Here is an 11,342-nt window from a genome sequence, read left to right as displayed (position 1 = left end):
ACCAAAATTCCCCATAGATCGGCATCTACCTTCTTATCGCTGGCGGAAAAGCTGCGCTTTCCCTGGCGATGGTAGCTTCTCGTTCGCTGACGCTCGCCATAACCTGAAGGCTGAGCAACGCGACGGTTCAAATCATGGAACCGAAATCAACATTTCCCTAAAAGCCCGCCAATGGCGGGCTTTTTGCGTTTTAACGCCGCAGAAACGATAGTCCAATCAGTTGTATCGATCTTCAGGTAACGACGAAATAGTTGCTAAAAGGATAATATTCTAATATATGTAGTTCAGGCGCTTCTTATATTTTCCTAGCAGCAAGCAACGTCCGTCCATTCGGCGGCGCCTATTATTCTATTCAAACGGCAGTTCGATTTCATGAAGTAGATCAGATCTATAGGGGGGAATCATGCGAAAATGGCGATCTTTTCTACTGACGTCTCCATATGGGAGGCGCCGTGTTTTATCGGCAATCGCCGCGTTGCCCGCGTTCTGCGCAGTGGTGCTCTTCACCGAGGTTGCATATGCGCAAGCGCCGACCGAAGAACAGCGTGACGCCATCCGAGCGGAATGCCGCTCCGATTTCATCGCCAAATGCTCCGGGGTGACGCCAGGAGGAATGGAGGCGCTTACCTGCTTGCAGCAGCATAGCGCCTCGCTTTCGGCGGGATGCCGGAATGCGGTTTCCGCGGTGACTGCAAAACCTAAGTCGACATCGGCGCCGGCTGCGCCTGCGGATACGGCGGCGAGCGCTCCGGCGGCCGCGACCGGGGCGCCGGCGCATCAGCCAACGCAGGCACAGCGAAATGCGGTCAAATCGGCTTGTCAGCGCGATTTTATGGCGCAATGTTCTGGGGTAACGCCGGGAGGCGCCGCGGCGCTCAGTTGCCTGCAGGAGCATAACGCCGCTTTATCGGCGCCATGCCAGCAGGCGGTCGCCGCATTGGGGGGAACGGGTGCGCCGACGACCGGCGGTGCAGGCGCCACGGGCGCGATCACGCCGGCTCCGCGAGCAATGATGCCGGCCTTCTCACCGCGCGAGGAAGTGATGATCCTGCGGGAAACCTGCGGAGCGGATTTCCGGGCCTTGTGCCGCATGGTGCCTTTGGGGGGAGGACGAGGCATCGCCTGTCTGCGGAATAATCTGCAGCGGGTGTCGCCGGCCTGTCATCGGGTCCTGACCTCGGGATTGTAGCACCCAGCCGAAACTTGCATGCAGAATGGGGTGATCGCGCTCCAACGGAAATTTCCGCGAGTGCGATCTGGCCAAGACCGCAGACGGAAGTTGCCCGCCTCGATGCCTTGCATCTCACACATTTCATGTCCGGCTCCGGCAGGTCCGCCAGCCAGTCTGCAATTCGATGAAATCAATGACGACACGAACGAAAGGCATTGCCATGTCATCGACTTTCCCTTTTCCGCAATTGAAGCGGATGCTTATATATGCGTCGGTTTCCGCAAGCTTGGTGCTGCCGACAAGCGCTTGGGCGGATGATGCAAAAGAGCTGCTCAAGAAGATGTCCGATTTTCTGGCAGCGCAGGAGACGATCTCCTTCACATATCAATCTTCGCTCGAAGCGGTGACGCCCGCCTTCGAAAAGCTCCAGTTCGTGAGCTCGGGGACCGCCAACCTAACCCGTCCCGATAAGTTGCGCGTGGCGAGGACCGGTGGCTTCGCGGATCTCGACGTCAGTTTCGATGGTTCGTCGCTGACAGTACACGGCAAGAATCTCGACGCTTACGCCAAGATCGATGGCAAGGGTTCGCTCGATGATCTGATCGACAGGCTCATGACAGCGGGCGTCGAAGCGCCGGGCGCTGATCTTTTATCCTCCAACGTCTATGACGAGCTCATGTCCGATGTGACGGAGGCCAAACATATTTCCAGTGCTTTCGTCGATGGCGTCGAATGCGAATACCTTGCCTTCCGCACGGCCGAAATCGACTGGCAGATCTGGATACAGACCGGCTCGCAGCCGATACCGCGCCGCTACGTCATCACCAGCAAGCATGTCGTCCAGGCGCCGCAATACACGCTCGAAATCCGTGATTTCAAAATTGGAGCAGATGTCGCAGCCGTTGCCTACACCATCGAGATTCCTGCCAGCGCGAAGACGGTCGATCTGAGCGAACTGCAATCGCTTGATGAGCTTCCGGCCGCCGCCGAAATGGGAGAAGCGAAATGACCTATAACAAGCTGCTGTTCGCACTCAGCGTTGCCGGCGTGCTGACATTCACCGATTTTCGCATTGAGGGGCAGGGTTACATGCCATTGTCGGTCGGCTTCGGCACGCCGGCGGGCGCCGTCATCGGCAGGCCGCTGACGCCGCTCTCCTATGCAGGCGTGGCTCGCCGGACGACGCGGCGGGTCGTCACGCGCACGACGACGACTATCGCCGTGCTTCCGGCGGGGTGCCGCTATGGTCCCTATTTCGGCGGCTATTATTATCGATGTGGCGCCTATTATTATGCCAAGAGCGGCAGTGTTTATGTGCAGGTGATCGTCCAATAAAGCTGCGATTGCTTTACCCGACATTCGATATCTCTGCCTCCGTCATGGGCGCGGCCGCCTTTACGGTCGCGCCACGTCGCCTCCAATATTCCTCTAGGCGCTGGAGCAGCACGTAGAAGGAAGGGACGAAGAGGATGGCGAGGCAGGTCGAAGCGATCATGCCACTGAAGACTGATATGCCGATCGACTTGCGGGCCGATGCGCCCGCGCCTGTCGCCAGCACGAGCGGCAGGACACCGAGGATGAAGGCAAAGGAGGTCATCAGGATCGGCCGGAAGCGCAGGCGGGCGGCCTCGACGGCTGCGTCCAGGATTTCCATGCCTTCCGCGCGTTTTTCCCGGGCATATTCGACGATGAGGATGGCATTTTTGGCGGCCAGCGCAATCAGCAGGATCAGGCCGATCTGCGTGTAGAGATTGTTGGCGACACCGGCTGCCGTGAGTGCCGCCACCGTGCCGAGCAGGGCGAGCGGCACCGCAAGTATGACCGCCAGCGGCAGGATCCAGCTTTCATATTGGCCGGCCAGCACGAAATAGACGAGCAGCATGGCAAGCGCGAAGATGAAATAGATCTGACCGCCCACAGCCTTCTCCTGATAGGAGAGCGCCGTCCATTCGAAACCGGTTCCCGCCGGCAATGTATGGTCGGCGATCTGCTCCATGACCTCCAGCGATTGGCCGGAGCTGAAACCGGCGGCTGGTCCGCCGACGATGGTGGCGGTGGGATAGAGATTGTAGAGGCTGATCAGCGAAGGACCCTGTGTCATGGTGACGTCAACAACGGTGCCGAGCGGCACCATCGTCCCGTCGCCGGCCTTGACCTTCAGATTACGGATGTCTTCGGGACTGACCCGGAAATCGGAAGCGGCTTGCGCATAGACCTGAAAGGTGCGGCCGAATTTGTTAAACTGCGTAACATAGCTCGATCCGACATAGCCGGAGAGAGCGGAGAACACCTGGCCCACCGTGACTCCCAGCGTCTCCGCCTTGATGCGATCGACCGAGACCGCAAGCTGCGGCACGTTCGAGCGAAACGGCGTGCTCAGCCTTTGCAGCGATGACTGGGCGTTGCCGTTCTTGACGATCGTGTCGGCAAGCGTCTGCAGCAGCGGATAATCGGATACGCCGTTCCTGAGTTCGACCTGCATTGTAAAGCCGTTGGCATTGCCGACGCCTTGTATCGGAGGCGGCACGACCACCAGCGTTTTTGCGGTCAGCACATGCTGCAGAGCGTCGTTCAGATGCCGATAGATCGACAGCAGGTCCTGCCCCTTCTCCTTACCGCGCTCGTCCCAATCCTTGAGGACGACATAGGCGACGCCGGCATTCTGCAGGCTGGCATTGTTGTCGAGAACGGAAAGGCCACTGATGGTCAACACCTGATCGACGCCAGGGGTCGCCTCGGCGATCTTGCCGACCTCTGCCATCACAGAATCCGTCCGCTCTTTCGATGCGCCGTCCGGCAATTGCGCACTGATCAGCACATAGCCCTGATCCTCCAAGGGCAAGAACGCCGTCGGCAAGCGGGTGAGGCCCCAGACCGCAACCCCGATCAGCGCGAGCGCCGCGATGGCCATAATGCCGCTGTGGCGGGTCATCGCTCCGATCAGGCCGGCATAGTGGCGTTCACCCCAGTCATAGCCCCTATTAAAGCCGCGATAGAGAACATTGCGTTTTTCGGGAGGCACCGGCGTGCGAAGCCAAAGGGCGCATTGCGTCGGCTTCAGCGTGACCGCATTGATGGCGCTGATCAGGGCGGTGGCGGCGATGACGAGCGCGAACTGCCGATAGAGTTGGCCGGTCAGGCCGGGCAGGAAGGCGGCCGGAATAAAGACAGCCATTAGCACCAGCGTGATCCCGATGACGGGGCCGAGCAACTCCTCCATCGCTTTCTCAGCGGCCTTTCGGCCTGACATGCCGGCCTCGATGTGACGAGCGACGCCTTCGACGATGACGATGGCATCATCGACGACGATACCGATCGCGAGGACTATGGCAAAGAGCGTCGACAGATTGACCGTGAAGCCCAATGCCGCCATGGCCGCGAAGGCGCCGACGATGGTGACGGGAACGGTCGTCGCGGGCACGAGCATCGCCCGCCAATCCTGCAGGAAAACCAGAATGACAATGAGGACGAGTACGCCAGCTTCGATCAAGGTGACGTAAACCTCGTCGATGGAGGCTTCGACGAATTTCGTCGTATCGAATGGCATGTGATATTCGAGACCCGGCGGAAAGCTCCTTGAGAGTTCTTCCATCTTGGCGCGCACCACCTTCGCCACCGCAATGGCGTTTGCCTCCGGCAGCTGGAAAATGCCGATGCCGGCGGCCGGCCGGCCGTTTTGTGTGAAGGACTGGCTGTAGGTCTGGGCGCCGAGTTCGACGCGGCCGATATCGCGGACGCGCGTGATCTGGCCGCCCTGTCCGCCTTCGACCTTGACGACGATGTTCTCGTAGTCGGCCGCCTCGTTCAGCCGGCCATTGACATTCAGCGTGTATTGGAAGACCTGCCCTTTCGGCACCGGCGGAATGCCGATCTGGCCGGCGGCGACCTCCTGACTCTGCTGCTGCACGACATTGACGACATCCTGCGGCGTCAGGCCGCGTGCCTGCAGCAGGTTGGGATCCATCCAGATCCGCATCGCATATTGGCCGGCGCCGAACACCGTCACGTTGCCGACACCAGGTAGGCGGGCGAGTTCGTTCTGCAGATTGATGACGGCGTAGTTCGACAGGAACAGACTGTCGTAGCGGCTGTCGGGCGAGGTCAGGCTGACGAAGCCGAGGATCGCCGTCGATTTCTTTTGTGTCGTCACGCCCTGAAGCTGCACCGCTTCGGGAAGCGACGACATTGCGATGGCGACGCGGTTCTGCACCAGAACCTGCGCCTGATCCGGATTCGTGCCGATGGCAAAGGTCACGGTCAGGGAGTAGGTGCCGTCGCTGGCGCTGGTCGACTGCATGTAGAGCATGTCCTGCACGCCGTTGACCTGCTGCTCGATCGGCAGCGCCACCGTGTCGATGAGGGTTTGGGCGCTGGCGCCGGGAAAGCGCGTCGTCACCTGCACCGTCGGCGGGACGACATTCGGATATTGCGCCACGGGCAGCTGGAACAGGGCGACCGCGCCAACGAGCACGAAGACCAATGCCAGAACGTTGGCGAGTACCGGTCGCTCGATGAAGAAACGCGAGATCATGCTGTTGTCCTCAGACGTTCAGAAGAAGCATGGCGGCGAATTCATTGCGTTGTGGTTTTGGCCTTGGCATCGCCGGCGGCATTGGCCGTCGGGTTCATGTCCATCTTCTCGGGCGTGACCTTGCTGCCGGGAACGGCCTGCTGAACCCCTTGGGTCACCACCCAGTCTGCCGGATCGAGGCCGGATTGGATGACCCGGAGCGGACCTTCACGCTGGCCCGTCTTGACCTGCTTCTGCTCGACGACGTCGTCCTTGCCGAGAACGAGCACGTAGCTGCCGAGCTGGTTCGTTCCGATCGTATCGTCGCGCACCAGCAGGGCTTTGTCGTCGTGGCCGACCGGCACCCGGACTCTGACGAAGAGGCCGGGCAGCATGGCGTGGTCCTTGTTGTCGAACACGGCGCGGACCTGCAGCGTGCCGGTGGACGCATCGAGCTGAGGCGATGCGTAGTCGAGATGCCCCTGATGCGGGTAACCTTCTTCCGTCTGCAGGCCGATCTCCGCCGGTATGCTCGGAAGGTCGGTCTGCCTGAAGGTATGTCCCTGCTTTGCCATGGTTTCCTTGATCATCAGCACCTGCGTTTCGCTGACGTTGAAATAGGCATAAAGCGGATCGGTCTGGACGATGCTGGCGAGTTTGGTTGGGCCCGACACGCCGACCAGCGTGCCGATATCGACGAGGTGATCGGTGACGATGCCGTCGAAGGGGGCCAGCACTTCGGTATAGCCGAGATTGATCGTTGCAAGGTCGACATTGGCCTGGGCGTTGAGGATGGCTGCATTCGCCTCGTCGAGCGTCGCCTTGGCGCTGTCGACCGCGGTCTGCGTAGTGACCTGTTGCTTCGACAGATTGACCTGCCGGTCATATTCCTGCTTTGCGCCGACCTGGGAGGCCTGCTGCGAGGCGAGCGATGCCTTCGCCTGATCCAGCTGCGCCTGGTAGGTGTCGCGCTCGATGCCGAAAAGCTTGGTGCCCTTCTTCACCATCATCCCGTCCTGGTAGTCGATGGACTGGATGTAGCCCTGGACGCGCGCCTCTATGTCGACGGCATTGAGCGGCGCGGTATTGCCGGTGAGTTCGAAATAGAGCGTCACCGACTGCTGCACGGGCTGTGCGACCCGAACCGCAGGCGGCGGCGGGGGAACATAGGCGTTGCCGCTCTCCTCGCAGCCGGCAAAAACCGCCATGCCGGCAAATGTCACAAAAAGTCGCAGAGCCTTATGCAATCTCCCACGCATTGCCGCCGCCTCGACAGGTCAAGAGCCCACTGCACAGTTCACCAATCGCAATTGATCGAAGGACAATATGCAGCAATTCAAAATACAACAGCGTCCGTTGCGCCGCTGAACGACGCGTGGCGCTGTCGTCTTCATGCGTGCCTCGACGGCGGCCCCCAATCGGCCTGCCGACGGCTTAATGCGGTATTATGTCGCGGCATTGCTAAAAATTGCAATAGCCCATAGTGCACAATTGAACTGTGACGAGGCCGGAAGAGCAGAGGCGGGGTCCGGAGTGCGGTTACGGTTTCCCGAGCCGTTCTATGGCGGACTGCAAGGGGGCGTCCGAAACGCGGACCAGCCCGATATAAGGATTGGCCATATCCGAGATCAGGAAGACCGCGCCGGCGACGGAAAGCGCGCAGACGAAAAGAATGGACAGTACCGTCGGATTGGGCGGCGCCTGCAGGCCGAAGGTCGCAAAAAGCAGCGAGAGCCAACAGACGAGAACCGCCAGGAACGCCCAGGGCAGGCCCTCGCTGCCGGATTCGACCAACAGCCAATGGGTTTCCGCCACCATGCCGCTGACATCGAGAGCGCGCGTCTGGAGAAAGTGCTGGACGGCATCCCTAGGCGACAAGGATCGAAGGTCGCTCTGAACCGCCTCGATATCCTGATATTCTCCGAGCGCCTTGCCGGATGCTTCGTCGGTGGTCGCGGCAGTCCAGCCGCGGCTCAGCCGTCTTTCGATGAGCTGGCGCAGCAGCCGGCGCGCATCGCCGGTTTCCGGGCCGTATTGTGCCATGACGCGGTCCAGCAGAAGGACCCTGGCAGCTGCCGTTCTCATCTCCACTTCGGCGTTGTCATAGGTCGATTTGGCGGATGCGATCAGCAGGCCGAGCGCCAAGGCCGACAGCGTTCCTACCACCGCGGTCGCGAGCCTGATGACGTCCTTGGATTCCGAGCTGAGATGATGATCCGGCAAGCGGCCGCGCACCATCATTCCTATCGATGTTGCCGCCGACAGAAAAACAAATACAAGTCCGCCAAGCAACAGTGAGCTCAAGCCCTGCCCCCACATCGTCACGTCAATCCCGCAAGCGTCGGGATGCTTGCAGGTTGTGCAATTGCTGCTGTCAGCATAGCGAAAGATTGAGGGGGCGTGGAACTCTTTACTTTTCTGTTCTCGCGACGGCGGAAATCATTGCTGGAAAATGAGCAGGACGTAAGCCAGGAAAAGCACCAGATGCACGGCCCCCTGCATCAGATGCGTGCGGCCGCTGGCAAAGGTGATGATGCTGACGGCAAGGGTGAGCACGAGCATCACCAGATCGCCGTGTTCCAGGCCGAGGGTGACCGGGTGTCCGTAGAGACGGCTGACGACCAGCATCGCCGGCACGGTCAGCCCGATCGTCGATAAGACCGAACCCAAAAAGATATTGACGGAGCGCTGAAGATTATCGGCGATGGATGCGCGCACAGCGCTGATCGCCTCGGGCGTCGCGACAAGCACGGCCATGACGACGCCGCCGAATGCGGTCGGCGCATGCAGGGTTTCGATGATGTAGTCGATCGGCCGTGCAAGCTGCTCGACCAGGAAGACGACCGGGCCCATATAGGCGAAGAGCAGAACGGTGTGGGGCCAGAGCTGTCCGCGAGGGGACACCTGTTCGCCGGGATGCTGATCGCGGTTGCGATCGGTTGTGAAATAATCGTGATGGCGACCGGCCTGGAGAGACAGGAATGTGGCATAAAGGCCGACCGATATGATGCCGAGTATCAGTTGCCTTGCTGCCGATGGATGCTGTCCGTCCGGGCCTGCAAGAAATGTCGGCATGACCAGGCTGAGCGTCGCCAGCGGCACGATCACCCCCAGATAGGCGTTGGCGCCCTGCAGGTTATGCTGCTGTTCCGGTCGCCGCCACGCGCCCAGCAGCAATGACAGGCCGACCATGCCGTTCAGAATGATCATGACGACTGCAAACAGCGTGTCACGCGCAAGCGTGGGATTGTTTTCGCCGTGAAGCATGACGGCTGATATTGCCATCACCTCGATCGAGGTGATGGCAAGCGTCAGAATGAGCGTGCCGTAAGGCTCCTTCAGCCGTTCCGCCAGGTGGTCTGCGTGCCGAACGACCGACAGAGCGGAGCCGAGCACGACGGCAAACAGCCACGCGAAAACGACAGCGAACCAAAGAGGATGGGAAAGCTGTGCGAAGATCTGCTCCTGGAAAGCAAGGAAGATCAAGCTCGTCGCGACGCTGACGCCCAGGAACCATTCCTCGCGCACCAGTCCCGTGGCGCTGACGGCGCGTAATGCGGGACCGTCCGTCATCGAAACCACCCGCTTTCTGGCAAATGCCGCCGAGATGCGATCATCACCACCATCGTGCCCGCCCGCTGTCTCCTGCCCGCCACCTGAGCCGGGAAGATGAGGCTGCCTCAAGGCGAACAGAAGCTCAAGTCAGATCGTATGTCTTGGAGCAAAACTTGCAGGTTCGTCGCTCCATACCCCACGGACCCGCGCAAAGGAGCAGCCGATCACGCCACGCCTTGCGTTATTCGCGGCCGGTCGCCGGGATCGCCGCGCCGGTGACGACGGCTGCTGCCGGGGAAATCAGGAAGGCGATGAGGCGGGCGATCGATTGCGGCGAGACCCAGCCCTCCGTTTTCGCATTGGGCATGGCGGCGCGGTTTTCAGGCGTGTCGATCGTCCCGGGCAGAATGCAGTTGGCGGTGATGCGGTCGTCGCGGCATTCGGCGGCAAGCGCTTCCGTCAGCCGGATGACGGCGGCTTTGGAGGCGGCGTAAGCGGCCTGGTTGGGCCCGGCCTTCAGGCCGGGCGCGGCGGCGACATGAACGATGCGGCCGTAGCCCGATGCCTTCATCGTCGGGAGAACCGCGGCGCTGATCGTCAGCGCAGTGCGGGCGTTGGCGGTCATCATCGTGTCCCATTGGGCGGGGGCATCCGGCCCGACCGGCCCCATCTGAAACCCGCCGACGGTATTGACCAACGCACTGACGCCGCCGAAGCGCTTGACGGCCCGGGCGACGGCGGCAGCGCAGGAGGCGTAATCGGTGAGATCCGTTCCGGCAATCGATAGAAACTCGCTGGACGCGGGAAGCTCGCCGGCCAAAGTTTCCAGCTCCTGGCTCGAACGGTTCATGCAGACGAGTTTCACGCCGGCGCCGGCAAGCTCCCGGACAACGGCGCTGCCGAGGTTGCCGCCGGCTCCCGTGACGATCACGGCTTTCTGGTCGTTCATGGCAAGTGATCTCCTGACGGTGCCGTTGCTGGACGCCGCGCATTGTTGGTCCAGGCTGCGCCGCAACGCAACCCCTGCGCAACCGCGCCAGTCAGGTATCTTGAGAACGTTGGCGGAGTAGTGAGCTCCGCCCGTCATCATCCAGCTCCGTCGCGTTGGGATTCAGTGATATTTTTCCCGTTCGCGGCCGAGGATGACTGGCGCATCCAACTCGGAGATCGAGCGGGTGACGTCTGCCGGGATGTCACCGGTGAGCTGCAGGTCGAGGTACCGAGAGCAGCAGACGCGCAGGAAGGATGTGAAGTTCCCGAGATCATGGCCGGCATCGATCGATTCATGATGCAGTCGAGTAATCAGCTGCACGACGTTCATGCCGTCGCGCCGGGAGATTTCCTCAAGCTTCGACCAGAAGAAGTTCTCCAGCCTGACGCTGGTGACCATGCCATCGATGCGCAGCGACCGGGTGGTGCTTTCCCATAGCCGCGCATCCGCCTTGATGAAGAGTTCACACATGTCGTCCTCCCGCCGCCGCCTCCTCAGGCGGCGTTGGTTTCAGGTATTGACGAGGCATCGAGTATGGCCATGAACTGCCGCAGCCAGGAGGGATGCGCCGGCCATGCCGGCGCCGTGACTAGGTTGCCGTCCGAGATCGCATCGGTAATTGCAATATCTGCGTAAATGCCGCCGGCAAGTTCGACTTCCGGCCGGCAGGCGGGATAGGCCGAGCAGGTGCGGCCCTTCAGCACGCCGGCGGCGGCAAGCAGCTGCGCGCCATGGCAGATGGCTGCAACGGGTTTTCCGGCATCGAAGAAATGCCGGACCGATTTGATGACGTTGGCATTGAGGCGAAGATATTCCGGCGCGCGACCGCCGGGGATGACCAGGGCATCGTAATCCTCCGCCCGCACGCTGTCGAAAGTGGCGTTCAGCGCGAAATTATGACCTCGTTTTTCCGAGTAGGTCTGATCGCCCTCGAAATCGTGAATGGCAGTGGCGACAGTCTCACCCGCCTTCTTGCCGGGGCAGACGGCGTCGACCGTATAGCCGCAGGCGAGCAGCGTTTGAAACGGCACCATCGTTTCATAATCTTCGGTGAAGTCACCCGTGATCATCAGGATATTAGAAGCTGGCATCGCATCCTCCCTTGAAACCAACAG

Annotated in this window: 11 protein-coding genes; 4 read left to right on the top strand and 7 right to left on the bottom strand. The window is 60.9% G+C overall.

Annotated elements, in window-relative coordinates; all coding sequences use genetic code 11:
- The 4 genes from AC13QO_RS27745 to AC13QO_RS27730 form a co-directional block, all read left to right on the top strand.
- On the top strand, positions 1-211 hold a 211-nt coding region (locus AC13QO_RS27745), incomplete at its 5' end, for a hypothetical protein (protein ID WP_488542507.1).
- Between the two features lie 192 nt (positions 212-403).
- Entirely contained in the window at positions 404-1,189 is a 786-nt protein-coding gene (locus tag AC13QO_RS27740) for a hypothetical protein (RefSeq protein ID WP_488542506.1), read from the top strand.
- A 202-nt stretch (positions 1,190-1,391) separates the two neighbouring features.
- The gene (locus tag AC13QO_RS27735) at positions 1,392-2,180 is read left to right on the top strand and encodes a DUF2092 domain-containing protein (protein ID WP_488542505.1); all 789 of its coding nucleotides are present in this window, start codon (positions 1,392-1,394) and stop codon (positions 2,178-2,180) included.
- Entirely contained in the window at positions 2,177-2,506 is a 330-nt protein-coding gene (locus tag AC13QO_RS27730; protein WP_097601746.1) for a hypothetical protein, read from the top strand. Before AC13QO_RS27735 ends, AC13QO_RS27730 begins: the two co-directional genes overlap by 4 nt.
- Positions 2,507-2,519: 13 nt before the next feature.
- Here the strand turns inward: AC13QO_RS27730 and AC13QO_RS27725 are convergent, their stop codons facing one another.
- The 7 genes from AC13QO_RS27725 to AC13QO_RS27695 form a co-directional block, all read right to left on the bottom strand.
- Positions 2,520-5,702, bottom strand: a complete 3,183-nt coding sequence (locus AC13QO_RS27725; protein WP_488542504.1) for an efflux RND transporter permease subunit — start codon at positions 5,700-5,702, stop codon at positions 2,520-2,522.
- A gap of 41 nt (positions 5,703-5,743) precedes the next feature.
- Positions 5,744-6,940, bottom strand: a complete 1,197-nt coding sequence (locus AC13QO_RS27720) for an efflux RND transporter periplasmic adaptor subunit (protein ID WP_285196186.1) — start codon at positions 6,938-6,940, stop codon at positions 5,744-5,746.
- A 280-nt stretch (positions 6,941-7,220) separates the two neighbouring features.
- Complete coding sequence (locus AC13QO_RS27715; RefSeq protein WP_488542503.1) at positions 7,221-7,985, bottom strand: bestrophin-like domain; 765 nt, start codon at positions 7,983-7,985, stop codon at positions 7,221-7,223.
- Between the two features lie 135 nt (positions 7,986-8,120).
- Positions 8,121-9,254, bottom strand: coding sequence for a calcium:cation antiporter (locus tag AC13QO_RS27710; protein ID WP_285196184.1), 1,134 nt, complete (start codon positions 9,252-9,254; stop codon positions 8,121-8,123).
- A 223-nt stretch (positions 9,255-9,477) separates the two neighbouring features.
- Positions 9,478-10,185: an SDR family NAD(P)-dependent oxidoreductase gene (locus AC13QO_RS27705; protein ID WP_488542502.1), complete on the bottom strand. Its 708-nt coding sequence runs from the start codon at positions 10,183-10,185 to the stop codon at positions 9,478-9,480.
- 162 nt (positions 10,186-10,347) lie between these two features.
- The gene (locus AC13QO_RS27700) at positions 10,348-10,698 is read right to left on the bottom strand and encodes a ribbon-helix-helix domain-containing protein (RefSeq protein WP_488542501.1); all 351 of its coding nucleotides are present in this window, start codon (positions 10,696-10,698) and stop codon (positions 10,348-10,350) included.
- A gap of 23 nt (positions 10,699-10,721) precedes the next feature.
- Positions 10,722-11,318: a DJ-1/PfpI family protein gene (locus AC13QO_RS27695; RefSeq protein ID WP_488542500.1), complete on the bottom strand. Its 597-nt coding sequence runs from the start codon at positions 11,316-11,318 to the stop codon at positions 10,722-10,724.
- Positions 11,319-11,342 lie beyond the last annotated feature (24 nt).

The organism is Rhizobium sp. CNPSo 3670 (assembly GCF_057784555.1).
The sequence above is the reverse complement of the archived record's forward strand: the minus strand, read 5'-3'. Positions and strand labels throughout refer to the sequence as shown.

Bases quoted from the DNA above. Each gene is read 5' to 3' on its own strand.
- AC13QO_RS27725 (WP_488542504.1), bottom strand. From the start codon at position 5,702: ATGATCTCGCGTTTCTTCATCGAGCGACCGGTACTCGCCAACGTTCTG.
- AC13QO_RS27695 (WP_488542500.1), bottom strand. From the start codon at position 11,318: ATGCCAGCTTCTAATATCCTGATGATCACGGGTGACTTCACCGAAGAT.
- AC13QO_RS27710 (WP_285196184.1), bottom strand. From the start codon at position 9,254: ATGACGGACGGTCCCGCATTACGCGCCGTCAGCGCCACGGGACTGGTG.
- AC13QO_RS27700 (WP_488542501.1), bottom strand. From the start codon at position 10,698: ATGTGTGAACTCTTCATCAAGGCGGATGCGCGGCTATGGGAAAGCACC.
- AC13QO_RS27740 (WP_488542506.1), top strand. From the start codon at position 404: ATGCGAAAATGGCGATCTTTTCTACTGACGTCTCCATATGGGAGGCGC.
- AC13QO_RS27705 (WP_488542502.1), bottom strand. From the start codon at position 10,185: ATGAACGACCAGAAAGCCGTGATCGTCACGGGAGCCGGCGGCAACCTC.
- AC13QO_RS27720 (WP_285196186.1), bottom strand. From the start codon at position 6,940: ATGCGTGGGAGATTGCATAAGGCTCTGCGACTTTTTGTGACATTTGCC.
- AC13QO_RS27735 (WP_488542505.1), top strand. From the start codon at position 1,392: ATGTCATCGACTTTCCCTTTTCCGCAATTGAAGCGGATGCTTATATAT.
- AC13QO_RS27730 (WP_097601746.1), top strand. From the start codon at position 2,177: ATGACCTATAACAAGCTGCTGTTCGCACTCAGCGTTGCCGGCGTGCTG.